Source organism: Mesorhizobium sp. RSR380A, from assembly GCF_054719385.1.
The window spans coordinates 4,326,926-4,353,009 of sequence record NZ_JBTTIB010000001.1; the positions used below are offsets into that span (position 1 = coordinate 4,326,926).

Consider the following 26,084-nt stretch of genomic DNA (forward strand, 5'->3'; position numbering starts at 1 on the left):
TTCAACCCGCAAATCGGAGAATGGCTGCAGGGCCAAATCTCCCACGGAGGATTCGTGGGTGACAGCTTCATGCTGGGCTTGATCTCAGCCGATCTCAAGGAAAGGCTTGCCGAGCAGGTCGGGCACGACATCGACGCCGAGGCCGGGCCCGTCGGGAATGCCCATGTGGCTGCCGGTGACCGGTGGCGCGTTGGAGGCCGTGCGCACCGTCACCCACTCATGGAAGGCGATGGCGTGCAGCCGGCGTTCTTCCGGCGTCGACAGCGACAGATGCGCCATCGCCGCCGTGTCGATCTCGGCGCCGCCCGTATCCTCGACGGTGATCATGAAACCGAGATCGACGGCGACGTCGCGGATTTGCCTTGTCCTGGTTACGCCGCCAAGCCGCGAGATCTTCAGCGTCAGCCCGTCGGCGGCGCCCAGGCGATGGATTTCCAGCATCGCCTCGAGCGAGATGACGCTCTCGTCCAGCACCATCGGCTTGTCGAGCATGCGGCGCACCGACATGTTCTCCTCGATCGTCGTGCAGGGCTGCTCGAACGTGTAGTCGATGCCGCGCGTTGCATCGGCGAACTGCCGCGCCTGGTAGGGTGTCCAGCCGGCATTGGCGTCGCAGAAAATCACCGTGCCTTTCGGCACGGCCGAAGCGACTGCGCTCACCCGCTCGATGTCTTCATGCACATTGCCGCCGACCTTGACCTGCAGCCGGCGGCAGCCCTGGGCGATGATCCTTTTGGCCAGTGCCGCCATCTGGTCGAGCGTGCCGTGGGTGACGACGCGGTAGGTCTCCGCCATGTCGCTCTCGCGGCCGCCAAGCATGGTCACCAGCGGCACGTCGGCGGCGCGGGCGGCCAGATCCCAGCAGGCCATGTCGAGCGCCGACTTGATATAGGGATGGCCCTTGAACACCGTATCCATCAATCGGCCGATGCCGGCGAGGCCACGCGGGTCCTGGCCGATCAGGTGCGGCGCGATCTCGACCACGCCCGCGCGCGTTCCCGCCGGAAAGGCGGCCGAATAGAAATTGCCGAGCGGCGCCATCTCGCCCCAGCCGGTTACGCCGCTGTCGGAGGTGATGGCGACGATCACCGCGTCGAAACAGTCGGCCACACGCCCCTTGGACATGCGGTAAGGCCCGTCCACGAAGGGCTGCACGACGCGATAGGCCTTGATGGATTTGATCTGCACTTGTCTGTCCGTTGTCTCTAGGTGTTGAGGAGGGTCAGCCCTTCGATGTTCCGCTGCTCGAGGCCACGCGCATAGGCAAGCAGCTCTTCGAAATCGAGGTCGATATGCTCGCGCGCATGGCGCTGGGCAGCGCGCATGTCGGCGCCCTTCAAGAGCCGCACATAGGTTTCGTGGAGATCTTCGGCCGGCACCGGCTCGTTGCGGGCCTGCTGGTGCAGGGCAAAGTACATCTGCAGCCGGCTGGTCAGCCGCTGCCAGGTTTCCAGCAGCACCGAATTGTCGGCCCATTCATAGATCAGCCCGTGCAATTGCAGTGCGGTCTCGATCTGGCGGGTGGTGTCGCGCGCGCGCGTTGCCTGCTTCACCGCTTCGTGGCGGCGGTCGAGTTCATCGAAGAAGCGCTGGTCGCGCAGCTTCCATGTCCGCTCGATGGCGAATTCATCGAGCACCTTGTTCAGCGAGTAGGCGTCGTCAATGTCCTTGGCGGTGACATCGATGACGAAGGTGCCGGCATAGGGAATGCTGGTCAGGATGCCTTCCTGCACCAGCTCGCGCATAGCTTCGCGCAAAGGCGCGCGGCTGACCCGCATCTGCTCAGCGATCCTCAGCTCGCTCAGCTTTTGGCCGGGTTCCAGCTGGCCGATCAGGATCGCCCGCCGCAACAGCGCAACGATCTCGGCTCGGCGTGTCGTATCCGCGATCGGATTGAAGTCCAGCTTGGCCATTCCGTCACTCCAGTGAGAGCCGGAAACAGACAAGCAGATTGTCGACAATCCTACAATATATTCCGGATTCTTGTGCCTTGCGGTTACCCAAAAACGGCGTGCGGCGCTCCATAAAAAAACGGCGCCCTCGGCGTGGAAGCCGAAGGCGCCGCAGGACCGGGGCTGATGGGGGTTATCAGCTGGCCGGTTTCTCCTGGGGCAACGGCGAGATCGGCATTCCTGGTCCGATCTTCTGCAGATTGCCCGTTATCACCTGGTCGCCTTCGGCAACGCCGCTGAGGACCGCCACAAGGTCGCCGCTGGTCGCGCCAAGCGAGACGATGCGCTGGTCGACCGTGTTGCCCTTGCCGACGACATAGACATATTTGCCGAACTGGCTCGAACCCAGCGCCACCTGCGGCACCATCAGCGCGTCGGGCAGCTGCTTGATGTGCAGCCGCACGCGGACATACTGGCCCGGCAGCAGCGAGAACTTCGCATTGCCGATGGTGGCGCGCGCCGTAATCGTGCCGGTCGAGTGGTCGACCGTGTTGTCGATGAAAGTGAGTTCGCCCTTCTGGCTGGCTTCGGTCTCGCCGGGCAGCAGCACCTCGACCTCGATCGGGCCGGCGGCGCGGGCCTGTTCGATTTCGGCCAGGTCCGTCTCGCTCGGATTGAAGGTGACGTAGATCGGGTCGAGCTGCACCAGCGTGTTCAGCACCGTGCCGGCGACGCTGACCAGCGTGCCGACCGAAGCCTGGTTGCGGCCGACGCGGCCGGCAAACGGAGCGTGGATTTCGGCGTAGCTCAAATTGAGCTCGGCCGTCCGCACCGCCGCCTGGTTGACGGCAAGCGACGCTTCGGCCTGGCGCAAGGTGCTCGTGCGCTGGTCGAACCCGTCCTTGGCGAGATAACCGCTCTTGGCGAGTTCGGAGCCGCGGCCGAGATTGGAGCGTGCATAGTCGAGGCTCGCCTGGTCGCGCTGCACTTCGGCCTTGGCCTGGTCGAGAGCCGCCTTGAAGTCGTCGGGCGAGATCTTGTAGAGCAGATCACCCTGGCGCACATCGGCGCCGTCCTCAGCCGTCTGCTCCTGCAGATAGCCGGGCACGCGGGCCTGCAAGGTGACGCTGCGGATCGCCTCGATGCGGGCGGCGTAGTCGAGATAGATCGGGATCGTCTTCTTAACCACGCTCGTCACCGGCACCGGCATGACGAATGCCGCAGGTGCTGCCGTCGCTGCCGCCGTGCCGGCATTGAGGCTGAGATTGCCCATGTCGAGGAAGTGGACGCTTGCCACCGAGATCGCTCCCAGGGCGACGGCCGTTCCCAAAGCTATTTTCCATTTACGCATTTTGGTCTCCAATTCTATTCGGCTGCTTCGGCCAGGCGCATCGGCGCTGGTTCGGCAGTCGGTTCATTATTGTCCTGGTCATGAGCAGCGTTGGATTCGCTGCGCACGCGGCGTTCGCGCAGCTGTTCGATGACCGCGTAGAAGACCGGCACGAACACCAGCGACAGGATGGTCGCCGCGACCATGCCGCCAAACACGGTGGTGCCGATCGACTGCCGGCTTGCCGCACCCGCACCCGTCGCAAACATCAGCGGCAGCACGCCGAGGATGAAGGCGAAGGCCGTCATCAGGATCGGCCGCAGCCTCAGCCGCGCGGCTTCCATCGCCGCGTCGACAATGCTCAAGCCTTCCTCGCGCCGCCGCCTTGCAAACTCGACGATCAGGATCGCGTTCTTGGCGGCGAGGCCGATCAGCATGACGAAGCCGATCTGCGAGTAGACGTCGATCTGCATGCCGCGCAGGAACAGGGCTGCGAAGGCGCCGAACAGGGCCAGTGGCACCGCCAGCAGCACCATGAACGGCATCGCCCAGCTCTCATACTGCATCGCCAGGATCAGGAAGACGAAGACGATGGCGAGGCCGAAGACGACCGACGCGATCGATCCTGCCTTGAGCTCCTGGAAGGTGATGCCGGTCCATTCGAAACCGAAATCCCTGGGCAAAGCGGTGGCGGCGGCCCGTTCCATCGCGGCAACCGCCTGGCCCGACGAGAAGCCGGGGGCTGCGCCGCCATTGATCGTGGCCGAGGCGTTGTTGTTGTAGTGCGGCACGGTTTCCGGGCCGACGAACGGCACCAGTTTGCCCAGTGTGCTCAGCGGCACCATGCCGCCGGAGGCGTTGCGCACATAGAGCCGCGAAAGGTCGCCTGCGTCGGCACGTGCATCCTTGTCGGCCTGGATGGTCACTCGGAAGGTGCGGCCGAACAGGTTGAAGTCGTTGACGTAGAGCGAGCCGAGATAGATCTGGAGCGTGTTGAAGACGTCGGGCAGGTTGAGGCCGAGCAGTTTGGCCTTGCTGCGGTCGAGGTCGTAGTTGAACTGCGGCGTCGAGGTCGAGAACGGCGAGAACAGCTGCTGCGGGTTGATTTCCGGCTGCTTGCGCGCCTCGGCGATCACGGCTTGCGTCGCGTCGTTGAGGGCTGAACTGCCTCGCCCGGTGAGGTCCTCGACGACGAATTCGAAGCCGCCCGTGGTGCCGATACCCGGGATCGAAGGCGGATCGAAGGACAGCGCGAAGGCTTCCGGGATCTGCATCAGCTTGCCGCGCACATCGGAGACGAGCTTGGACGCGCTCTGGTCGGGGCCGCGCTCTTCCCACGGCTTCAGGATGGCGAACTCGACAGCCGAGTTCGACTGCGCGGCACTGGTCAGGAAGTTCAGGCCGCTGATCGAGCCGACAATCTCGACGCCGGGCGTAGCTTGGAGGATGTCGCGCGCCTTCTGGGCCACCGCGTCAGTGCGTTCCAGCGAGGCGCCGTCAGGCAGCTGGATGACGACGAAGAAGTAACCCTGGTCCTCGACCGGAAGGAAGGTCGAGGGCAGCTTCTGCCAGACGAAGTAGGTGGCCACCAGGCCGGCCGCGAACAGACCGAGCATGATCCAGCGCAGCCGGATGAGGATACGGACGCCGTGCGCATAGGCATGCGACACTATGTCGAAGCCCGTGTTGAACCAGCGGAATGGGGCGAACTGCGTCTCGCCGCGATGGCGCAGGAAGGCGGCACTCAGCGCCGGGCTGAGTGTCAGCGAGTTGAAGGCGGATATGCCGACCGAAATCGCCACCGTCAGCGCGAACTGATTGTAGAGCTTGCCGGAGACGCCAGGAATGAAGGCAACGGGCACGAAGACGGCCATCAGCACTGCGGTGGTGGCGATGATCGGTCCGGTGACCTCGGCCATCGCGGCCTTGGTCGCCGCCAGCGGTTTGAGGCCCGCCTCCAATTGTCGCTCGACATTCTCGACCACCACGATGGCGTCGTCGACGACGAGGCCGATGGCCAGCACCATGCCGAGCAGGGAGAGCATGTTGAGCGAGAAGCCCATCATTTCCATGACCACCATCGTCGCCACCAGCGACACCGGAATGGCGATGGTCGGGATGATCGTCGTGCGCCAGCTCTGCAGGAAGATGAACACCACGGCCACGACCAGCACCAGCGCTTCGCCAAGCGTGATCAGCACGTCATGCATCGATGCCGACACGAAGCGCGTGGTGTCGTAGTGCATGGCGTAGCTGACGCCCTTGGGAAAACGGGCCGACAGTTCCTGCATCTTGTCCTTGACGTGCTGCTGCAGATCGAGCGCGTTGGAACCCGGCATCTGGTAGACGGCGAGCACCACCGTCGGGTCCTTGCCGAAGAAGGCCGACGACGAATATTGCAGCGCGCCGAGTTCGATGCGGGCGACGTCGCGGAGCCGCACCAGCGAGCCGGTGCCGGTGTTGGCGCGCACGACGATGTCGCCGAACTCCTTGGGGTCGCTCAGGCGGCCGACGGCGTTGACCTGCATCTCGAAGGCGGTGCCGGCGGGCGCCGGCGACTGGCCGATCTTGCCGGCGGCCACCTGGACGTTCTGTTCCGAGATGGCATTCTGGACGTCGACGGCGGTGATGCCGAGATTGGCGAGCTTGTCCGGGTCGAGCCAGACGCGCATCGAGTAGCGGCGCTCGCCGAATATCTGGACGTCGCCGACGCCAGGCAGCCGCTTCAGCGGATCGACGACCTGCAGATAGGCGAGGTTACTCAGCGCCACCGGATCGACCGAACTGTCGGGCGAGGTCAGGTTGACGATGAGGACGAAATTTGGGTTCTGCTTCTTGATCGTCACGCCGCCCTGGTTGACGATCGCCGGCAGCGAGGAGGCCGCTTGCGAGACGCGGTTCTGGACGTCGACGGCCGCGGTGCTCAAGGAATAGCCGACATCGAAGGTGATGGTGATGGTCGAGGAGCCGTCATTGGAGCTCGACGACGACATGTAGGTCATGCCTTCGACGCCGTTGATCTGCTGCTCCAGCGGCGTCGTCACCGTATCGGCGACCACTTGCGCGCTGGCGCCCGGATAATGCGCGCTGACCACGACCTGCGGCGGCGTGATGTCGGGAAACTGCGAAACCGGCAAAAGGAAATAACAAATCGTCCCGGCGAGCACCATGATGATGGCGATCGCCGAGGCGAAGATCGGACGATGGATGAAAAAATTTACCACGACACGCAAACCTCTTTAGATGAACCGGCCTCTTTAAAAGAATGGGCAGACCGGGACAGCCGCCTGCGGCGCACTGAGCCCGGGTCCTGCAAAAAATACGAAGACGGCGCCGCGCCGCTGAGGCCCTGCTCATCGGCCACGGTCCTCAGCATCGCTTCGAAGGCGCGCGGGTTGACGCGGTCCGCTTTCATCACCAGCCGGATCATCGGATCCAGGATGGCTTCATCGATGGTCAAATCTTTGCGCTGCGACATTGGAGCGTCTCCATTCCAGCGATTCGCATCGGACGATCGCGAACCGGTTTTCATCTCTTCACCGGCCGGAGCCGCATGACCTGCAATTTTCACCCTTTGTGATCTGGCAGGACCAGTTCACGGCCTTGTTATTGACGGAAGGCCACATAGGTGTTACCAGTAAGTAACATTCGGATAGTTACAGACCGGTAACACCCTAGTCAAGAGGTGAACCGAATTTTTAGGGAGACAAGGAGACTGCGATGGCAGACGGCATTACCGATCGCGTGCGCCCCCGGGACCGAATCCTGGAGACGGCGCAGGACATGTTTCACAAGCATGGCATCAAGGGCGTCGGTGTCGACGCCATCACGGAAGCCGCCGGCACCAACAAGATGACGCTCTACCGTCATTTTGAGTCGAAGGACGAACTGATCGTCCAATGCCTGCGCGCGTCGGCGGCTAAAGGCGCCGCGATGTGGGACCAATTCGAGGCTGAGCATCCCGGCGACAAGCTCGCCCAGTTGCATGCCTGGATTCGCATGGCCGCTGCTTGCCTGGCGGCTGACGGTCGCGGCTGCGACATGGCCAATGCCGCCGCCGAATTGACCGAGCCGGACCATCCCGCCAGGAGCGTGATCAAGGAGCTCAAGAGCGCTCAGCGCGATCGCCTCGTTGCGCTGTGCCGGGATGCGGGCATCGGTCAGGCCGAGCTTCTGGCCGATACGCTGTCGCTGCTGTTCGAAGGGGCGCGCGTCAGCGTGCAGACCATGGGCTGCCAGGGCCCCAGCACGCAGTTCGTGCACATGGCTGAAGGCCTGATCAGCTCTTTCAGGGCGCGCTGAATTCCAGCTCACCGAGTTTGCAAGGCCCCCTCATCCGGCCGCTTCGCGGCTAGCTCCTCCCCGAGGGGAGAAGAGGCTGGCGCCGGCGCTGATGATCTCCTTTCGCTTTGGCGAGAGGTCGGATTGCAGCGAATTGCTCTTTGCAACTCGGTCTCGGCAATCCGGGTGAGGGGCTTTGGATATGCCAAGTTTCATTTGGGAATGAAAAAAGCCCGCTGCCGGGAGGAGGTGGCAGCGGGCTCGATTTCGAACGAGATGCGGGAGGAGGTGCACCGCGCTCAGCGTCGGCATCGCATCTGGGAGGAGTAGATGGCCGACACCCAGATGAGTAAGGGTTGCCCAATGATTCGGCAACAATGAAAGTTGCATGGCTGCTGTGCAGATTTGCGGCATCTACCCCGACTTGTCGTACAAATCGGAGAAACCGCCACGGCGCGACGTCACTGCACCGGCACGTTTTCCTTGAAGATCAGCCGTGGCTCGATGAACTTCTTCGTCAGGTATGGCGCGGCGGATGCGATCGAGCCAAGCAGGCGGATCACAGATTGCTCCGCGATCAGCCGCGCATTCTGGTCGATGACGACATCGGCGAGGTCGTCGACGAGATAGCCGCGCGTTTCCTTGGTCAGGTCGTGGCAGATGAAGACCGGCTTCTTCTTTGGCTTGGCCTCGAGCAGCGCTCTCGCCACACCTGAGCGCCCGGCGCCGACGCAATAGATGCCGAGCAGTTCCGGCTCGTTGTGCAGCGCCTGCATCGTTGCTGTGTAGCTGCCTTCGGGTTCGTCATTGATCTCGACCGCACTCGAGACGGTGAGATTGGGGAATTCCTCTGTCAGTACCGACCGAAAACCCATTTCGCGCTCCTCGTGCCCGCGATAGGAACGCGAGCCGACGACCATCGCCAGATGACCCTGGCGGCCGTTGAGGAAGCGCCCCATCAACAGCGCCGCCGTGCGTCCGGCAACCCGGTTGTCGATGCCGACATAGGCCGAACGCGGGGCGGCTGGAACGTCGGAGACCAGCGTGACAAGGCGGATGCCGGCCTCGACCACGTCACGCAATATGTTGCGGGTTCGCGGATGATCGACGGCAATGACGCCGACGCCATTGGCCTTCAGCGACAGATTTTCAACCGCCGCCTGCAGCGCTGCCGGTGAGATGCCGCCGAGATTGTGGATCCGGCACGAGGCGACCAGCGGCAGGCGCCCCGCATAGTCCTCGATGTGCCCGGCGAGGTCGATCATGAAACCATTGGCGCCGATCGGCAGGAAGAATTCAAGATGCGCCGGCCGCGACGGCAGCGTCACCTGATCGACCACCGGCAAATAGCCGAGCTGCTTGGCCGCCTCCATCACCCGTTGGCGGTTGGCGGCGCTCGCGCCGGCCCGGTTGTTCAGAACCCGGTCGACGGTCGCGGTCGACAGGCCGCAGCTCCTGGCTATGTCGGCAACGGTGGCTTTCATGGCTGTAGTCATAGAGCATGATCCCGAAAAGTGGGAACCGGTTTTCTCGGACAAACGGGAACCGTTTTGTCAAAACGTCATGCTCTACAACGAGTTAGAGCGGATGCGTTTCCGTGCCAGACGGCGCGAAGACGGTTCAGCCGTGCGATGGCCCGCCTTCGATGATGGCGTCGCGGATCTCCTTGTCCGACATCCCGGTGATGATGCGTTCGACCTCGGCCACGCTGGTCTTCTTCGGGTCGATGTCGTCGGCCACCACCTTGCCCCGGCGCATGACGACGATGCGGTCAACCACCTGGAAGACATGGTGGATGTTGTGGGCGATGAAGATGCAGGAATGCCCGGAATCGCGCGCATTGCGCACGAAGCTCAGCACGCCTTGCGTCTCGGCGACGCCGAGATTGTTGGTCGGCTCGTCGAGGATGATCAGGTCGCTGTCGAAGTGCATGGCGCGCGCGATGGCGACGGCCTGCCGCTCGCCGCCGGACAGGGAGCCGATCGGCGTCGTCGGCGGGATGTTCTTGGAGATGCCGACCTGTTTCAGCAGGTCGCGGGCGACATTGTTCATCGCCTCCTGGTCCATGCGGTTCAAAAAACGCGGCGGCTTGATCGGCTCGCGGCCGAGGAACAGGTTGCGCGCGATCGACAGCTGCGTCACCAGTGCCGAATCCTGGTAGATCGTCTCGATGCCGTGCGCGATGGCGTCGCTGGTGCTGCGCAGATTGACCTTCTTGCCGCGGATGAAAATGTCGCCGCTGGTCAGCGGCACCGCCCCCGACAACACCTTGATCAGCGTCGATTTGCCGGCGCCATTGTCGCCGAGCAGGCCGACGATCTCCCTTTCGTTGACATGAAAATTGGCGTCTTCGAGCGCCTGCACGCGCCCGTAGGACTTTTTGATGTTGGACATGCGGATGAGCGGTTCAGCCATGGTTCTAGGTCCCTGCCTGATGCCGGCGTTCCAGCCATGAGTGCAGCGCCATCATGCCGAGGATGATGGCGCCGATGAAGATGTTGTAGGCCAGCCCGGGCACGCCGATCAGCACGATGCCGTTGCGCATGACGCGCAGGATGAGGATGCCGAGCACGGTGCCGATGATGGTGCCGCGCCCACCGGTCAGCGCCGTGCCGCCGATCACCACCATGGCGATGACTTCGAGCTCGTAGCCGGTGCCGCTGTTGGGGTTGGCGGCCGACGTGCGCAGCGACGAGATGACGCCGGCAAGCGAAGCCATCACCGACGACAGCACGAACAGGCCGATCTTGACGCCGCTGACGTTGACGCCGCGCGCCCTTGCGGCGCCTGGATTGCCGCCGGCTGCCTGGATCCAGTTGCCGGTCCGGCTTTGCGTCAGCACGTAGCCCAGCGCGATGGCCGCCGCGATGAACCAGAAGAGCGACATGTAGATGCGGAACGGGCCGATGAAGAAATCACCGACCAGCGCTTCGGCCAGCCAGCTGCCCTCGGCGCTCCACGTCCGCTGCGGAAAGCCGTCGGTGACGAACAGCGCGGTGCCGCGCACCACCAGCAGCATGCCGAGCGTCACCAGGAAGGATGGGATTTTCAGCTGCGTGACGAACCAGCCATTGACCAGGCCGATGAAGGCCGCGATCAGCAGCGCGGCGAGGAAGCCGACCTCCAGCGAGGTCAGGCCGCTGTTGAACAGCGTCCACATCAGCACCGGCGAAAAGCCGAACAGCGAGCCGACCGAAAGATCGAATTCACCCGACGTCATCAACAGCGTCATCGCCAGCGCGATCAGCCCGAGCTCGACGGTGAAGGCCAGCGTGTTGGAGATGTTCTGCGGCGACAGGAAATCGTGGTTGATGCTCCAGAACACCGCGATTTCGACGATGAGCAGAACGAAGGGCCCGAATTCCGGCCTCGCGATCAGGCGTTGGATGAGCGAACGGTTTTCCACTGATAACCTGCGACAGGAAGGGGAAGGCTGAGCCCCGCGCGCAACGCGAAGGGCTCGGCGAAAGACAGTCGCGACCGCGGCTGCGGCCGCGACTGTTGAAGGTCTGGGTTATTTGCCGGACAGGATGTCGTCGTAGACCTGCGCGGTGTCCTTTTCATAGAGCGCGCCGGTGATGACGTTGAAGCCCGGGGGAATGCCTGACGCCGCCATGTTGGCCAGCGACAGAGCGACATAGCTGGTCGCCTGCGGGTCCTGCCACTGGCCGGCATTGACGTAGCCGGTCAGCACTTCCTGGGTGGTGTCGAGCGAGTTGCCCCAGCCGACGACCGGGATTTCGCCCGGCTTGATGCCGGCCTGGTCGAACACCCGCTTGATCGAGCCGGTGACCAGATCGCCGAGGCCGATGATTGCCTTGACCTTGGCCTTGTTGGCGGTGAGATAGTCGACCATGCGGTTGATGGCTTCGGCCTGGTCGAGGGTCGCTTCGGTGATCTCATAGGTGATCCCCAGCGGTTCGAAGACGCTCTTGATGCCTTCCTCTTCCTGGACGCCGTAGGTGGCGCCGGGGATTTCGACCGGCATCCAGACGAAGTCGCCCTTCTTCACCAGGCCCTTGTCGACCAGATATTGCGCCCAGTGCTTGCCGAAGGTGACGTTGTCGCCGCCGACATAGGCGTCGAAGCTTGCCTTGGGATCGGGCGTGTTGAAGTTGATGATCGGGATCTTGGCCGTGTTGGCTTCCTTGGCGATTTCGATCAGGCTGCCCGGATCGGGGCTGGTGGTGACGATGCCGTCGGCCTTTGCCGAGATCGCGGCGCGCACGGCCTCCTGCTGCGAGGCAACGTCGCCATTGTGGAACGAGGTGTTGACGGTGTTGCCGGTGTCCTTCGCCCATTGCTTGGCGCCGGCCAGGAAGTAGGTCCAGACCGGGTCGGCCGGGCCGCCATGCGAAATCCAGTAGAACGTCTTGGCCTGTGCCGCCGCCGGAACGGCCAGCGCCACAATCAAGCCAAGCACGAGTAATCGTAGCCTCGTCAGCATTTGCTTTCCTCCCATGTTGAAAAACGACCTCCACGTCCGGCGATGATCCGGGCCATGCCCTTGATCCTCTCCTCCTGCCAGCGCCGACCCGGATGCGCAGAGCATCTTCTTTTGCGGCCGATGGCAAGCCTCCATCCGCCCAATGGATGGTGGCGCGATGCAACGCGCCATCATCGATCCCATCAGATCGCATCAGTTAGAGGGCAATTCCAGAAAAAGTGTGAAACGGTTTTCCGTCCGGAATTGCGTCAACCAAGAGATAGAGATATTTCCCGGCAAGCAGGCGGGGCTTAAACTCAGGCGCGCGGATTTTCCTGAAAGCGCTCGGCCTGGCGGATGCGCAGCATCTTGTCCAGCCGGTCGAGCGCGAGCGCCAGCACCATCACCGCGCCGATCACGAAGGGGCTCCATGCGGCGTCGATGCCGAACAGGGTCACGCCGCTCAAGATGACCTGGACGATCAGCATGCCGATCACCGCACCGAAGACGGTGCCGCGCCCGCCGGAAAGCGAGGTGCCGCCGATGATCGCCGCGGCAATCGCCATCAGCACGAAACCGCCGCCTTGGTCGACGTCGGTAACGGGAGAGCCAAGCCACAGCGCGCCCGCCAGCCCCGAGACGATGCCCATCAGCACCAGCGTCTGCAGCCGCACAGCACCTGTCGGGATGCCGGCATAGAGCGCCGCCTGCGGATTGCTGCCGACGGCCTGGATCCGGTAGCCGAAGCGGCTGCGGTGAAGCACGAGGTGCATCACCACCGCCATTGCGACGAAGACAAAGACAGCCGTCGGCACAAGGCCGAACAGCTTGCCGTGAACGATCTCAAAGAAGTCGCCGCCTGGGCTGGCCGGAGCTGTCGCTTGCATCTTGACGGCCACCGCCGCCAGGCCCCGGAACATTGCAAAGGTGCCCAGCGTAACGACGATGGCCGGCAGTCGCAGCGCCACCACCAGCAGGCCGTTGACGAGGCCGAGCCCGGCGCCGAGCAGCACGCCGGCAAGGGCGGCAAGCCACGGGTCGATGCCGGCGGCCAGAAGGAATGCGGTGAGAAGGGCCGCGAGATGGAATATCCAGCCGACGGAAAGGTCGATCTCGCGGAGTGCGAGCACGAACACCATGCCGATCGCCAGCATGCCGGGATACGCAGCGGTTTCCAGCAACGACAGCACATTGGCCTCATCGAGGAAATCCGGCCGGGCAAAGCCTGTAATCGCCACCAGGACAACGAGCCCGATGAGCGGCCTGAGTTCGACGGGCAGGCGAAGGCTGCGCTTCGGGTGGGCAGCCGAACCGGCAAGCTGTAGCATGGGATCCAATCGTGTCATGCCATGGCTCCCACGAGTTTCTTTTTCGGCCGCTCCGCCTCCGGCATCTCGCCGGTGGTGGTCAGTTGCAGCACTGTCCTTCGCTTCATCTCGGCGCCGGACAGCTCGCCGGCGACCCGGCCGCGGTGGAAGACAAGGACGCGGTTGCTGAGGTTGGTCAGTTCGGACGGCTCGACCGAACGCAGCAAAACGATACAGCCATTGGCCGCCATCTGCCGGATCAGCGCATAGATCTTGCGCTTGGCAGCCGCCTCGATACCGCCAGCCGGATTGTCTAGGAGCAGCACTTGCGGCGCCGTCTCCAGCCATTTGGCGATTACGATCTTCTGCTGATCGCCGGCCAGCAGCGAATTCACCGGCGCGTCCGGCAGGCCCTTGATGCGCAGCGCATCGATCTGCCTTGCGGCGGCGGCGATCGCGGCCTTGGGCGAGTAGCGGCGCGACCCCCAGTTGCGGGCGCCGGTAGCGATGTTGCCTATGTTGAAGGCCAGCGACCGGTCGGGCATCAGGCCGTTGCACAGGCGGTTGGCCGGCACCAGGCCGATGCCGCGCCGCGCCGCTTCGGTCGGATTTCCAGGCAAGCCGTAGCCGTCGGGGAGCCGCACCCTGCCGCTTTGCGCCTTGCGCAGGCCAAACAGCATCTCGAACAGGTGTTCAACGCCTGACCCCTCAAGCCCGGCCAAGCCGAGGATCTCGCCGGAGCGGGCGGTGAAGCTGACGCCGGAAATCCGGCCGCCGCTCAGACCCTCCACCGTGATCCGCGGCCTTATCGTGCTGGCATTGGCCGGCAGTGCAGGCGGGAACAGGCTGCCGCGCTGCTGGCCGATCATGGCGTCGATCACATCGGCTTCGCTCAACGCCGAGCGCCCACTTGTCAGCACGTCACGGCCGTTGCGCATCACGGTGACCTGGTCTGCGATCGCAAACACATCCTCCAGCCGGTGCGAGACATAGAGCACGCTCGTGCCCTTGGCCTTGAGGTCACTTAGTACGGTGAACAGGTGCTCGGTCTGGCGCCGGTCGAGCGCAGAATTCGGTTCATCGAGGATCAGCAGCCTCGGGCCTTCCAGAATTGCGCGGCCGAGTTCGACATATTGCCGTTCGCCCATGCCGAGTTGTCCCACAGGAGCGTGGACATCGACGTCGAGCTTGAGTTGCCGAAGCAAGGTGCGGCTGCGTGCCTCCATCTCGCGCCTGGAGACGAAGCCATTGCGCAACGGCTCGCGATTGACGAACAGATTGGCCAGCACCGAGCGGTCGGCAAACAGGCCGAGCCCCTGGTGGACGACGCCGAAGCTGTGCTTGCGTGCAGCGATCGGGCTGTCGACGGTGACGATCTGGTCGCCGACGCGGATGGTGCCGCTGTTGGGCCGGAGCACGCCGGCAAGCACCTTCACCAGCGTCGACTTTCCGGCGCCGCTTTCACCGACGACAGCATGGATGGTCCCCTGTCCGACAGACAGGTTCATATCCCTGAGCGCGACAACGCCGCCATAACGCATGGCGAGATTGCGCACCGATATCATCGGCAAACCGAGCATGCGATTCGGCCCCCACAGACCGCGCCCCGATCCTGGAGCGAATTTCCGATACAGTCACCCGGATTCCGCTAACAAACGGCTTACAGGGACCGGATACGAACGTTTATCGGCTATCCGTTCGTCCCGCTGCTCCGAAATCAGATCAGGTCGGCCTTGGCGAGGTCCCGCATGAGATGGCTGGCGCCGTAGGTCCAGTGCGGGCAATCGGGCGACAGAAGCACGCGGTTCACCAGCGCGCCGAATTTCTCCGACGAGATGGTGACGATGTCGCCGATCTTGTGGGTGAATCCCTTGCCCTTCTCGCCGCGATCCTTCGACGGCACGAACATGGTGCCGAGATAAAGCGCCAAGCCGTCGGGATACTGGTGGTGCGGCCCCATGGCGGCCGCGACCAGCTCTTCGGGCGAACGGCTGATCTCGGCCATCGAGCTCGCGCCCTCCAGCGAAAACCCGTCCTCGCCCTCGACCTTCAGCCCCACCGTGGCGCGCTTGACATCGTCGATGGAAAAGCTTGCGTCGAACAACCGGATGAAGGGCCCAAGCGAGGCCGAGGCATTGTTGTCCTTGGCCTTGCCGAGCAGCAGCGCCGAGCGTCCCTCGACGTCGCGCAGATTGACGTCGTTGCCGATGGTCGCGCCGACGATCTTGCCGGTGCTGGCGGCGATCATGGCGATCTCCGGCTCGGGGTTGTTCCAGGTGGAGACAGGATGCAGCCCGACATCGGCGCCGAAGCCGACGGACGCCATCGGCTGGCATTTGGTGAAGATCTCGGCGTCGGGGCCGATGCCGACTTCCAGATATTGCGACCAGGCGCCGCGCTGGATGAGCTTGGCCTTGATCTCCATCGCCTCAGGCGAGCCGGGCTTCAGCTTCGACAGATCGTGGCCGATCAGCCCGGCAATGTCGGCGCGGATGGCGTCGGCCTTTTCCGCCGAGCCGCGCGCCTGCTCCTCGATGACGCGTTCGAGCAGGCTGACCACGAAGGTCACGCCCGACGCCTTCACCGCCTGCAGGTCGACAGGCGAGAGCAGATAGGGTTTTGCCGGATCGCGGGTGGCCTGAAAACTGTTGGCGGCGATCGCGTCGAGCGAGCCGATCGGTTCGCCCTTGGCAGAGCGCACGTGTCCGGCCGGATCGGCCATCTCGCAGATGTCGCGCACTGTGGGTGCGGTGGTCGAGGTGACGTCGAAAACGATGCCGTCGCGCACGGTGACCACCAGCGGATGCGAGGCATCGCTTGCCCTGGCTCGGCCGATGAAGAGCCCGTCGGCGGGAAGCTGCGTTGGGTTCGTCATGGCTTACGGTCCTTTGATGATCGAGATGGCAGCTGGGCCGCTGCACTTTCACCGGATTCACGCCAAAGGTCTATCCCGTGGCGCAGGCAATTGTCGGTTCTGACATGAGGCCCGCTCTTTCAAAAAAATGAAACTGGCACTAGAATTTTCATTTTCCGCATACTCCAGGTGAAGCCTTGCCCGCACCGTTTTCCGTACCGATCTGGCAGAAGCCGCAGACCGCATCCGCCTTCCAGTTGCTCGTCACTGCGCCGGTCGACGTTGCCATCGTCGGCGGCGGCTTCATGGGCCTGTCGACCGCCTTGCACGCAGCCCGGCTCGGTCTCGGTGTACAGGTGCTGGAGGCTGGCGAGATCGGCCAGGGCGCCTCGGGCCTCAATGGCGGCCAGGTCATTCCCGGCCTGAAATATGATCCCGAATGGCTGCTCGAGCATTTCGGCCCCGAGCGTGGCCAGGCGCTGGTCGATTTCGCCGCCTCGGCGGCGGATACGGTGTTCGATCTCATCCGCGACGAAAAGCTGGCGGTGCCGCTCACCCGCAAGGGCTGGATCCAGGCCGCGCATACCGAAACCGCATTGAAAGCGGCGGCGAACAGGGATGGTCAATGGCGGGCGCGTGGCGCCGATGTCCGGCTTCTGAATGAAAGCGAGATCGCCGATATGACCGGCGCGCAAGGCTATCTCGGCGGCTGGCTCGACCGCCGCGCCGGCATCATCGATCCGCTCGCCTATACAGTGGAACTGGCGCGCATCGCCGCCGCCGCCGGCGCCAGCATTGCCGAGCGGCAGAAGGTGGTGAAACTCCGCAAGGAGGCCGGCCTTTGGCGTGTCTCAACCGAAAGCGGCGCCGAGGTGCGGGCGAAAGCGGTTGTCCTGGCGACGAACGCCTATACCGATGGACTGCTTCCGGGCCTCGCGGAAACGATCGTGCCGCTGCATTCCTTCCAGGTCGCGACCGCGCCGCTGTCATCCAACCTTGCGGCGACGATCCTGCCGGAAGGGCAGGCGGTGTCCGACTCCAGGCGCATTCTCGTCTACTACCGCAAAACAGCCGACGGCCATCTGGTGCTTGGCGGCCGCGGCCGCATGGCGCGGCCGAGGAGCGAGGCCGACTGGGCGCATCTGCAGCACGCGCTGGTGCGGCTCTATCCGGCGCTCTCCGATGTCGTCATCGAGAAGCGCTGGTTCGGCCGCGTGGCGATGACACCGGATCACCTGCCGCACATCCATGAGCCGGAAAAGGGCCTGCTCGCCGTGGTTGGTTGCCAGGGCAGGGGCGTCGGCCTGATGACCGCGCTGGGAAAACGCATGGCGGGCTACCTCGCGGGCGGCGATGTCAATCAATTGCCGTTCCCGCTGTCGCCGGTCCGGCCGATCCCGTTCCACGCCTTCCGCCAGGTCGGCGTCGCCGCGACCATCGCCTGGTACCGGATGCTCGACGCCTTCGAGCGCTGATTGGGTGCCGGTCGCCTAGGCCTCGTGGATTCAGCTTGACAGTTTCACAAATATGAAAAAAGCTAAGCCGATTTCATATTTCCGTTGAGCAGTCCGATGTCGAGCATCGTTGCAACAGAAGCGCCGGCAGGGTCGTCCCGAGGCTTCCGCTTCGCCATGTTGCTGCCGGGCGGGCTGGTCACCTTGTTCCTGATCCTGTTTGCCCTTGGCCTTGTGCTCTTCCTCTCACTTCGCGGCAATGACGGTTCGCTGCTCGGCGCCGGCTTCACGGCAGGCAACTTCATCACCGTGGTCTCCGATCCGCTCTACTGGACGGTGACGCTGCGCTCGCTGGTGATCGCCGGCCTGGTGACGCTGGCGACCGTCGTCACCGCCTATCCCGTCGCCTACTATCTCGCTTTCCATGCCGGCCGCCGCCGCAGCCTGCTTTTGTTTCTGGTGACCCTGCCGTTCTGGACCAGCTATCTCCTGCGCGTCTTCGCCTGGAAGATCGTGCTCGCCTACAACGGCGTCTTGAACTCGGCGCTGATCGAAAGCGGCATCTGGTCGGAGCCGACGCTGGCCTTCCTCAACACGCCGGCGGCGGTGGTCGTCACGCTGGCGCATGCCTATGCGCCCTTCGCCATCCTGCCGATCTATGTGGCGCTGGACACCATCCCGAAATCACTGCTCGAAGCCGCCTCCGATCTCGGCGCCAGACCGTTCACGGCGTTTCGCCGCGTCGTCTTGCCCAATTCGATGCCGGGCGTTCTGGCGGCCGCCCTCGTCGTCTTTGTGCCGACGGTCGGCGACTATGTCACCCCGGCCATGGTCGGCGGTCCCGCCAGCACCATGATCGGCACATTGATCCAGTCGCAGTTCGGCAAGGCCAATGACTGGCCGTTCGGGGCGGCACTTTCAGTCTGCGTGATGCTGGTCATCCTCTGCGTGGTGCTGGTCGCACGCGGCGCCGACCGCAAATTCGGCAGCCGCACATGAGCGCGGCGCGGAGAGATGATGGCCGCGGCTGGCTCGGCGTCTATGTGCTTGCCTATCTCGTCTTCCTCTATCTGCCGGTGCTGTTGATCCCGCTGTTTTCCTTCAACAACTCCATCCAGGCCGCGTTTCCGCTGCAGGGCTTCACGCTCGAATGGTATGCCACGCTCTATGGCAATCCGGCGCTGTCCGGCGCGCTTTTGAACAGTCTCGTCATTGGCGTCGTGGCCGCCGCCGGCGCCACGCTCTGCGGCATCACCGTCTCCTATATGGACCTCTACGGTCGTTCGCCGCTCGCCGCCACCATCAGCGCCATCTCCAGGCTGCCGATCCTGATCCCCGGCGTCATCGTCGGCATATCGTTGCTGATCCTCGTCAATCTCATCGGCCTCGGCCCGTCGCGCATCGCCATCGTTCTCGGCCACATACTGGTGGCGCTGCCGACCACCGTGGTGATCATGCGCAGCCGGTTTGCCGCAATTCCGAAAAGCATTCGCGAGGCCGCACTCGATCTCGGCGCTTCCGACTGGACGACCTTCCGGCGGGTGATGTTGCCGCTCTCGCTGCCGGCCATCGTCTCGGCCTTCATGCTGGCGTTCCTGATTTCCTTCGACGAGTTCATCGTCGTTTTCTTCCTCGCCGGCACCGAGCCGACGCTGCCGCTCTACATCTGGAGCCAACTGCGTTTTCCTCGCTCGCTGCCGACCGTGATGGCGCTGGGGACAGCTATCCTTGCTGTGTCCGTCATCATCGCCGGCATCGCCGAAATCCTGCGCCATCGCGGGCTGAGCACAGCCCGTCGGACGGCGCCCACCAGTCCAGCCTGAACCATAACAAAAGAGGAGAACCGAAATGGCATTCGACCCGAAATCAATTACTGGGCTGAAATCGATCACTGGCCCGAAATCGATCACTGCAAAGACAGCCCGCACCGGGCTTGCCGCGCTTGCAATCGTCCTGTCGTCGACTGTCGCCTTCGCCGCCGACAAGCTGCAATATTTCACTTGGTCCGGCTATGAACTGCCAGACTTCAACAAGAGCTTCCTGACGGCCCATCCCGATGGCGTCGAGGCCTCGATCTTCGGCGACGACGACGATGCCTTCACCAAGGTCAAGGCCGGCTTCCGCCCCGATATCGCCCATCCCTGCTACGACAAGGTGGCGCGCTGGAACAAGGAAGGCCTGCTGCAGCCGATCGATACCAAGCGCATCAAGAACTGGGATTCGATCTTCCCGGTGTTCAAGAACCTGCCCGACATCCAGGCCGGCGACGGCAAGGTCTGGATGGTGCCGTGGGATTGGGGCAACACCTCGATCCTCTACCGCACCGATCTGGTGAAGAACCCGGAAGCGAGCTGGAACCTTCTGTGGGACAAGCAATATGCCGGCCGCATGGCGACCATCGATGCCGTGCATGACACGCCGATCGTTGCAGCACTTCTGGCCGGCGTAAACCCCTTCGATATGACGCCGGAGCAGATGGACAAGGTGGCGGAAAAATTGCGCGAGCAGCGTCCGCTGCTCTCCAACTACACCACCGACATGACCTCGGTCGAACAGGCGCTGGCCAGCGGCCAGCTGGTCGCCGCCATGACCTGGAACGCGTCGGCAACCTCGCTGAAGAAGCAGGGCGTGCCGGTCGAGTTCATGAAGCCGAAGGAGGGCATGCTGACCTGGGCCTGCGGCTTCGTCATGCTCAAGGACGCCAAAAACGTCGACCTCGCCTATGACTTCATCAACAGCCGGCTCGACGCCGACTCGGGTAAGTACCTGATCCAGGCCTACGGCTATGGCAGCTCGCTGAGCACCGCCTTCGCCGGCGTGGCGAAGGACGAACTGGACAAGCTGCAATTGCCGGCGGACCCGGAGGTGATGCTGAAGACCACCATCTTCACCGGACCGATGAAGCAGAACGACGATGTGGCGAAGATGTTCGAGAAAGTGAAGGCGGGCGGCTGAGGGATCCATCGCCGACGGTTGCGCTGCCCCTCACCTGCCTGCCGGCATCCTCTCCCCGTATAGTGACGGGGAGAGGGGCGCTGTCACCAGCGATTTCGCAAATCGCAAACGTTGCAGAAATGGCGCCGAGTTTGCGACCAGCCGCTTTCTCCCCGTCACTATACGGGGAGAAATGTCCGGCAGGACAATGAGGGGCAGCGCCGACGGCAGGTAATTGTGACTAATCTCCTGAAGCCCGCGGGTCTTGCCGCCGCGCCAAAGACTGCAACAAGGACCAACTGATGGACATGCTTGAAGCGAAACCAAAGGCCGACGCCGACATTCGCGTCGGCCGGCGCGTGCGGGCGCTGCGGCTGGAGCGCAATTTGTCGTTGGCCGAGCTGGCAGCAAAAGCCGGCGTCTCCATCGGTGCGCTGAGCCAGATCGAGCGCGGCCTGTCTTCGCTGCGCGTCAAGGTGATCTGGCCGCTTGCGGCCGCGCTCGACATCGAGCCTTCGGCGCTGATCACCGACGGCAACGAAGCCGCCAACGATCTCTATTGCGTGCGCGCCGACAAAAGGCGGCAGCTCCCGGTCAAGTCGGAAGGCATCGCCAAGGCGCTGCTGTCGCCGCCGGGCGCGGCGCTGACCGGCCTCTTGGTGACCGTGGAAGCCGATGGCGGCACGGCGGAAGCCTATGCGCATATCGGTCACGAGTTCGGCTATGTCCTGTCGGGCGAGGTCGAACTGGTGGTGGACTCGACAAAATACGTGCTGAAGAGCGGCGACTCCTTTGCCTTCAAGAGCACGCTTCTGCACGCCTTCCGCAATCCCGGCACCGAGCCTTGCCAGATCCTCTGGGTCAACACCACCAAGCCGTCCGAGGTTCGCGATGGCGCCTGATGCGCTGGTACGCCTGGACACGGTCTCGAAGGTTTTCCCCGGCGGCATTGTCGGGCTCGACGCCGTCGATCTCGACATTATCAGCGGCGAGTTCATCACCCTGCTCGGGCCCTCGGGCTGCGGCAAGACCACCAGCCTGCGCGTCATTGCCGGTTTCGAGAGCCCGTCGAGCGGCAAGGTGCTGCTCGATGGTCGCGACATCACCGCGCTCAGGCCGTTCGACCGTCCCGTCAACACCGTGTTCCAGGATTATGCGCTGTTCCCGCATATGAACGTCGCCGAGAATGTCGGCTTCGGCCTGTCGCTGCGCAAACTGTCCGGCGCCGAGCAGGCAAAGCGCGTCCGCGAAGCCCTCGACATGGTCGGCCTCGCCGACAAGCTCGGCGCCCGCGTTTCCGAACTGTCGGGTGGCCAGCGCCAGCGCGTCGCGCTCGCCCGAGCCATAGTCTGCGAGCCGCGCGTTCTGTTGCTCGATGAACCGCTGTCGGCGCTCGATGCGCATCTGCGCGAACAGATGCAGGTCGAACTGAAGCGGCTGCAGTCGCGGCTCGGCACCACCTTCGTCATGGTCACCCACGACCAGACCGAAGCGCTGTCGATCTCCGACCGCATCGTCGTCATGAACAAGGGCCGCATCGAGCAGATCGCGCCGCCGGCTACGCTTTACGACCGGCCGGCGACGAAATTCGTCGCAAGCTTCATCGGCACCATGAACCTCTTGCAATCGCGCTTCATCGGCCGCGACGGCGACCGCCTGCGCTTCGCCGCTGGCGGGCTTTCGCTGGAAGCAACATCTGAAACCGGCGACACACCCGGCGAAGGCACTGAGCGCACCATCGGCGTTCGCCCCGAGGACTTGCTGGCCACCACCGATGCCGCCGCCGGCACCGCGCCGGCGCGCGTCAACTCCATCGTCTTCCACGGCCGCACGCTGCGGCTGCATGCTGAGCTGGGGCAGGGATTGCCGGTGGTGATCGATGCGCCGCGCCAGGCCGAGGGCTTTCAATTCAGCGTCGGCGACGTGGCGCATATCAGCCTGCGCCGTGGTGCCAACTGCCCTATGCTGCGAAGCTGATCCAACCCAATCCCTTCATCGACGGTTGGATTTAACCTGCTGTGAAGATCGCCAAGGTGGAATTAAGTGTGAATTGACTCGCAAAGGAACATATTCCTACTTTGCGGGATGCCCGAACTAAGCACCCGACCGCGCCGAAATGTGCAAACCCTCTGCTTGGCGCATGAAGTCGGGCAGCTAATTCGTGTTCGATGTCGGAACTGCAACATCACTCGACACTATCTGCCTGGCGATCTCGCAAAGCTGGTTGGTGATATCCCCTTTTGGGATGTGGAGCGGCACATGCGGTGCGAGCGCTGCAAAGGTCGTGAGCTCGATGCAGGCATCATTCTGCCAAGCGCTGCTGAACGCCTTAAAATTCGCGTCAGACGTCTTGTCGAAATCCGCATGGTTCGCCGGGTAATCTGGCGAGACGACGATTGAGGAGAGCCGATTTCGGGCTAAAACAGAGACCCTTGGGCCGGGGCCTGTGGTGGGAACTTGATCTGTGTGGCTGGCTTCTCAACGATCACCAACGCGTCGTTGGGCGCCGTCCGCTGCAAACGCCGTGCTTCCGACCATGGCGCCGTCAGCCAAGCCTCGGTTTCCTCCGGCGTGGTGAGGATCACGGGCATAGCCTTCTCATGTATCGGCGCAATGAGAGCATTAGGCTTGGTGGTCATGAAGGCGTATAGCTCGAAGTCGCCGGGACCGTCCTTGACCTTTCGCACGCCCTGCCAAGACGTCCAGAAACCAGCGAAGAAGAACAGCGGCCGGCTCTCGCCACGGGCAAACCAGTAATTTCGCTGGATTCCTGTTTCCGGGTCTTTATCGTTCGCCGCAGGGCTGGGCTCGGCAAAGCTGGTCACCGGCACGACACATCTGTGCTCGACGCCCACATATTGCTGCCAGTGCGAATATTGCGGATTGCGAACGTTGGTGGTGCCGTAGTCGGCCTTACCTTTCATGCGCTCGGGCGGCGTTGGCAACCCCCAAAGCAGTTTCGCCAGTTCACGCTCCCCATCCGTCCTGTTGCGAACGACAAGCCCAGGTTGATTGGGATAGACATCAAGCGAAGGTTCGAGGTTGCCGCTGATATCGCGCAATGTGCGGGTCCATTGGCGGACCGCCTCTTGCGTCGTCGTGATGTTGTAGAGGTTGCACATGCACCCAGCATTGCGGAATTGGCTTTTGTCTGCAACCGAAGTCGCTGTCCGACGCCGCCGCAATCGTCGTCACACAGCCGCGCTATATCATCGTCCTGACACACCTTGTCAGCTGTCGTGCGGGTAAAGGTGGCGGGCCGGCAAGCGCTTCCCTACTTCAAACCAGTCTGAACAGGAGGAACACACATGACCATCGCGGATGTTGCCAAGGATTTCACTGAAATGCTCCAGCAGGGGGATCACCTGGGTGCTGGTGAAAAGTACAATGCCGATGATATCGTCAGCCTCGAAGCCATGGAGGGGCCGATGGCCATCGCCCGTGGCAAGGAGGCTCTCAGGCAAAAGGGCGAATGGTGGCAAGAGAACCACGAAGTCCATGGCGGCTCTGTCGAAGGCCCCTATGTCAACGGCGACCAGTTCGCGGTGCGCTTCAAGTTCGACATAACGCCCAAGGCGACCGGCGAACGGGTCACCATGGACGAGGTTGGCCTGTACACGGTCAAGAACGGCAAGATCACCGAAGAGCGCTTCTACTACTGAGCCCGGGTGCCGTAGGGTTCCGGCGCACTTCGCTGCACGACCCAAAAACCAGGCGGCCGGGACAAAGTCCTGGCCGCAGTGGGAAAAGCTCAAATGGTCTTCACATACTGCGCCAACTGATCGGCCACCGTGCCCCAGCCGTCGAAGAACCCCATCTCTTCATGATTGTTGCGGGTAGCCTCGTCGCGATGGATGGCCGTTGCCGTGTAGCGCGTGCCCTTGTCATCCGACTGAAGCGAAATGACTGCGGTGATGAAGGGCTCGCCGGAGGGCCGATAGCCCGGCAGCAGCGCATCGGTCCACACCAGCCGCTCGTTCGGCACGATCTCGAGATAGCAGCAATGGCGGTCGTTGACCTCCTTGCCGTCGGGCGATTGCATGCGCGTCCGGAACAGTCCGCCCGGACGAAGGTCGATCTCGCAATCGGTGATCAGCCAGGGCTTGGGCGTGAACCATTGCTTGACATGCTCCGGCACCGTCATCGCGCTCCACAAGAGTTCGCGCGGCGCGTCGAGCTTGCGCTCCAGCACAAGGTCCAGTCTGGGGTCGGGCTTGAAGGGATAGCTCACTTTTCTTGCTCCTTGAGGCTCATCACATAGGCGTCGAATTGATTGAGTCGGCGCTCCCACAGCGTGCGCTGTTCGGCCAGCCAGTTTTCGGCGAGCTGCAGCGGTTCGGGCGCCAGCTGATAGGTCCTGGTGCGGCCGATTTTTTCCGATCGCACCAGACCGCAGCCTTCCAGCACTTTCAGATGCTCGATGAAGGAAGGCAGCGCCATCTCGAAAGGCTGCGCCAACTCGCTGACCGAGGCCGGACTGCGGTTCAACCGCTCGACCACGCGCCGCCGCGTCGGGTCAGCCAGCGCGCGGAAGATGCCGTCGATCGGCGGGAGACTTGTAGTTGGGGCGTGGAGGCTTGGCATGGGCGATCCTGAGGTCCGTCGACGGGTATAGAAAGATACTTAGGAAAATTCCTTAGTATTGGCAAGCCCTAAAAATGGGCTGATGTGACCGGGGTGCTGGCAAAGCGGGAAGGACGGTTTTAGGCTGTCCGGCGGATTCGACCACCAGCCCAAGGGAAGTGCGTTTTGACGATCACCATGTACGGCATCACCACCTGCGACACGATCAGGAAGGCGCGCACCTGGCTGGAGGGCCACGATGTGCCTTACCGTTTTCACGACTACCGGGCCGAGGGGATAGAGGTGGGCAGACTGGATGGATGGATCGGCAAGGTTGGCTGGGAAAAGCTGCTCAACAAGGGCAGCACGACCTTCCGCGAACTGCCCGACAAGCACAAGCAAGGGCTCGACGAGAAGAAGGCCAGGAAGCTGATGCTGGCCAACCCGACGATGATCAAGCGCCCGGTGCTCGAGGTCGGGGATGAGATTTTGGTGGGGTTCAAGCCGGAGGCTTATGAAGGGGTGGTGAAGTAGCGTAGCCCTGCCTCGTCAGCCTATGGCGTAGCAAGGAGCGAAGCGACGCAGCGCAGACACGAGGATGACGAACGCGTGGAGGGCGATCGCTAATTGTGAAGGCTTTCGCTTGCGGCGTATGCAGCGGTTCGCTGTCTCTCAACCCGTCCAGCGCAAATACCCCGCCAACGCCACCGCATTATTATGCGCCTCGTCATGTGCGCCATAAAGCAGCGTCACCTTGGCCTTGCCGAGCAAGCCACGCAGTTTCGCCACCGCTTCTCTATTCCCATCCAGCTCGACCGAATACCGCACCTGAAACTCCGCCCATCGCGCCGGCTCATGTCCGAACCACCTCCGCAATTCATCGCTCGGCGCGATCTCCTTCAGCCACAGCGTCAGCGCGGCATCCTCCTTGCTGATGCCGCGCGGCCAGATGCGATCAACCAGCACCCGCTGCCCATCATCGGGCGCGGGTGCTTCGTAAATTCGCTTGACCGTCAGGTCGAAGGCCATCCGCCCTCCGCGAG

Annotated in this window: 25 protein-coding genes; 9 read left to right on the top strand and 16 right to left on the bottom strand. The window is 63.2% G+C overall.

Going from position 1 to position 26,084, the window contains the following annotated elements; genetic code table 11:
* Nucleotides 1–84: 84 nt before the first annotated feature.
* The 5 genes from ACYG9Z_RS20720 to ACYG9Z_RS20740 form a co-directional block, all read right to left on the bottom strand.
* A complete protein-coding gene (locus tag ACYG9Z_RS20720; RefSeq protein ID WP_023745531.1) occupies nt 85–1,188 on the bottom strand; it encodes a mandelate racemase/muconate lactonizing enzyme family protein in 1,104 nt (367 codons plus the stop codon).
* Nucleotides 1,189–1,205: 17 nt separating this feature from the next.
* The gene (locus ACYG9Z_RS20725) at nt 1,206–1,913 is read right to left on the bottom strand and encodes a GntR family transcriptional regulator (RefSeq protein ID WP_023745530.1); all 708 of its coding nucleotides are present in this window, start codon (nt 1,911–1,913) and stop codon (nt 1,206–1,208) included.
* Nucleotides 1,914–2,088: 175 nt separating this feature from the next.
* Complete coding sequence (locus ACYG9Z_RS20730) at nt 2,089–3,243, bottom strand: efflux RND transporter periplasmic adaptor subunit (RefSeq protein ID WP_023752586.1); 1,155 nt, start codon at nt 3,241–3,243, stop codon at nt 2,089–2,091.
* Between the two features lie 14 nt (nt 3,244–3,257).
* On the bottom strand, nt 3,258–6,446 hold the full coding sequence (locus ACYG9Z_RS20735; protein WP_023752587.1) for an efflux RND transporter permease subunit: 3,189 nt from the start codon (nt 6,444–6,446) through the stop codon (nt 3,258–3,260).
* Nucleotides 6,440–6,700: a hypothetical protein gene (locus ACYG9Z_RS20740; protein WP_023752588.1), complete on the bottom strand. Its 261-nt coding sequence runs from the start codon at nt 6,698–6,700 to the stop codon at nt 6,440–6,442. The genes ACYG9Z_RS20735 and ACYG9Z_RS20740 overlap by 7 nt, the downstream gene beginning before the upstream one ends.
* 242 nt (nt 6,701–6,942) lie before the next feature.
* Here ACYG9Z_RS20740 and ACYG9Z_RS20745 point away from each other — a divergent pair, with 242 nt between their 5' ends.
* Complete coding sequence (locus ACYG9Z_RS20745; RefSeq protein ID WP_023752589.1) at nt 6,943–7,524, top strand: TetR/AcrR family transcriptional regulator; 582 nt, start codon at nt 6,943–6,945, stop codon at nt 7,522–7,524.
* Nucleotides 7,525–7,964: 440 nt separating this feature from the next.
* On the opposite strand, the gene ACYG9Z_RS20750 is transcribed toward ACYG9Z_RS20745, so the two are convergent.
* From ACYG9Z_RS20750 to ACYG9Z_RS20780, 7 genes are all read right to left on the bottom strand, one after another.
* Complete coding sequence (locus tag ACYG9Z_RS20750; protein WP_023668516.1) at nt 7,965–8,987, bottom strand: LacI family DNA-binding transcriptional regulator; 1,023 nt, start codon at nt 8,985–8,987, stop codon at nt 7,965–7,967.
* 136 nt (nt 8,988–9,123) lie between these two features.
* A complete protein-coding gene (locus ACYG9Z_RS20755; RefSeq protein WP_023668515.1) occupies nt 9,124–9,918 on the bottom strand; it encodes an ATP-binding cassette domain-containing protein in 795 nt (264 codons plus the stop codon).
* Between the two features lie 4 nt (nt 9,919–9,922).
* Complete coding sequence (locus tag ACYG9Z_RS20760) at nt 9,923–10,909, bottom strand: ABC transporter permease (RefSeq protein ID WP_023668514.1); 987 nt, start codon at nt 10,907–10,909, stop codon at nt 9,923–9,925.
* Between the two features lie 108 nt (nt 10,910–11,017).
* On the bottom strand, nt 11,018–11,950 hold the full coding sequence (locus ACYG9Z_RS20765) for a substrate-binding domain-containing protein (protein ID WP_023687083.1): 933 nt from the start codon (nt 11,948–11,950) through the stop codon (nt 11,018–11,020).
* A 296-nt stretch (nt 11,951–12,246) separates the two neighbouring features.
* Nucleotides 12,247–13,275 carry an ABC transporter permease gene (locus tag ACYG9Z_RS20770; protein WP_198020728.1) on the bottom strand — a complete coding sequence of 343 codons (1,029 nt, stop codon included), beginning with the start codon at nt 13,273–13,275 and terminating at the stop codon, nt 12,247–12,249.
* Nucleotides 13,272–14,816, bottom strand: coding sequence for a sugar ABC transporter ATP-binding protein (locus ACYG9Z_RS20775; protein WP_050586869.1), 1,545 nt, complete (start codon nt 14,814–14,816; stop codon nt 13,272–13,274). The genes ACYG9Z_RS20770 and ACYG9Z_RS20775 overlap by 4 nt, the downstream gene beginning before the upstream one ends.
* Before the next feature lie 137 nt (nt 14,817–14,953).
* Nucleotides 14,954–16,111, bottom strand: a complete 1,158-nt coding sequence (locus ACYG9Z_RS20780; RefSeq protein ID WP_023747936.1) for a fumarylacetoacetate hydrolase family protein — start codon at nt 16,109–16,111, stop codon at nt 14,954–14,956.
* Between the two features lie 176 nt (nt 16,112–16,287).
* On the opposite strand from ACYG9Z_RS20780, the gene ACYG9Z_RS20785 reads away from it, so the two are divergent.
* The 6 genes from ACYG9Z_RS20785 to ACYG9Z_RS20810 all read left to right on the top strand — a co-directional run bounded on the left by ACYG9Z_RS20785 (nt 16,288) and on the right by ACYG9Z_RS20810 (nt 22,455).
* Nucleotides 16,288–17,565, top strand: coding sequence for an NAD(P)/FAD-dependent oxidoreductase (locus tag ACYG9Z_RS20785; RefSeq protein ID WP_023747935.1), 1,278 nt, complete (start codon nt 16,288–16,290; stop codon nt 17,563–17,565).
* A gap of 96 nt (nt 17,566–17,661) precedes the next feature.
* Complete coding sequence (locus ACYG9Z_RS20790) at nt 17,662–18,543, top strand: ABC transporter permease (protein ID WP_023735599.1); 882 nt, start codon at nt 17,662–17,664, stop codon at nt 18,541–18,543.
* Nucleotides 18,540–19,367: an ABC transporter permease gene (locus ACYG9Z_RS20795; RefSeq protein ID WP_460222843.1), complete on the top strand. Its 828-nt coding sequence runs from the start codon at nt 18,540–18,542 to the stop codon at nt 19,365–19,367. Before ACYG9Z_RS20790 ends, ACYG9Z_RS20795 begins: the two co-directional genes overlap by 4 nt.
* Before the next feature lie 25 nt (nt 19,368–19,392).
* Complete coding sequence (locus ACYG9Z_RS20800; RefSeq protein ID WP_023668506.1) at nt 19,393–20,499, top strand: ABC transporter substrate-binding protein; 1,107 nt, start codon at nt 19,393–19,395, stop codon at nt 20,497–20,499.
* A 281-nt stretch (nt 20,500–20,780) separates the two neighbouring features.
* A complete protein-coding gene (locus ACYG9Z_RS20805; protein ID WP_023684396.1) occupies nt 20,781–21,380 on the top strand; it encodes a helix-turn-helix domain-containing protein in 600 nt (199 codons plus the stop codon).
* Nucleotides 21,370–22,455, top strand: a complete 1,086-nt coding sequence (locus tag ACYG9Z_RS20810) for an ABC transporter ATP-binding protein (protein ID WP_023684395.1) — start codon at nt 21,370–21,372, stop codon at nt 22,453–22,455. Before ACYG9Z_RS20805 ends, ACYG9Z_RS20810 begins: the two co-directional genes overlap by 11 nt.
* Nucleotides 22,456–22,895: 440 nt before the next feature.
* Here ACYG9Z_RS20810 and ACYG9Z_RS20815 read toward each other — a convergent pair whose 3' ends face one another.
* On the bottom strand, nt 22,896–23,600 hold the full coding sequence (locus ACYG9Z_RS20815; RefSeq protein ID WP_023684394.1) for an SOS response-associated peptidase: 705 nt from the start codon (nt 23,598–23,600) through the stop codon (nt 22,896–22,898).
* 186 nt (nt 23,601–23,786) lie between these two features.
* Between ACYG9Z_RS20815 and ACYG9Z_RS20820 the strand changes: the two genes are divergently transcribed.
* Nucleotides 23,787–24,140 carry a nuclear transport factor 2 family protein gene (locus ACYG9Z_RS20820; RefSeq protein WP_023684393.1) on the top strand — a complete coding sequence of 118 codons (354 nt, stop codon included), beginning with the start codon at nt 23,787–23,789 and terminating at the stop codon, nt 24,138–24,140.
* Nucleotides 24,141–24,229: 89 nt separating this feature from the next.
* On the opposite strand, the gene ACYG9Z_RS20825 is transcribed toward ACYG9Z_RS20820, so the two are convergent.
* Nucleotides 24,230–24,709 carry an SRPBCC family protein gene (locus ACYG9Z_RS20825; RefSeq protein WP_023668501.1) on the bottom strand — a complete coding sequence of 160 codons (480 nt, stop codon included), beginning with the start codon at nt 24,707–24,709 and terminating at the stop codon, nt 24,230–24,232.
* Nucleotides 24,706–25,062, bottom strand: a complete 357-nt coding sequence (locus ACYG9Z_RS20830; protein WP_023684392.1) for an ArsR/SmtB family transcription factor — start codon at nt 25,060–25,062, stop codon at nt 24,706–24,708. Before ACYG9Z_RS20830 ends, ACYG9Z_RS20825 begins: the two co-directional genes overlap by 4 nt.
* A 165-nt stretch (nt 25,063–25,227) precedes the next feature.
* Between ACYG9Z_RS20830 and ACYG9Z_RS20835 the strand changes: the two genes are divergently transcribed.
* A complete protein-coding gene (locus ACYG9Z_RS20835; RefSeq protein WP_023687095.1) occupies nt 25,228–25,575 on the top strand; it encodes an ArsC family reductase in 348 nt (115 codons plus the stop codon).
* Between the two features lie 138 nt (nt 25,576–25,713).
* On the opposite strand, the gene ACYG9Z_RS20840 is transcribed toward ACYG9Z_RS20835, so the two are convergent.
* Entirely contained in the window at nt 25,714–26,070 is a 357-nt protein-coding gene (locus ACYG9Z_RS20840; RefSeq protein WP_023704867.1) for a DUF488 domain-containing protein, read from the bottom strand.
* Nucleotides 26,071–26,084: the final 14 nt, after the last annotated feature.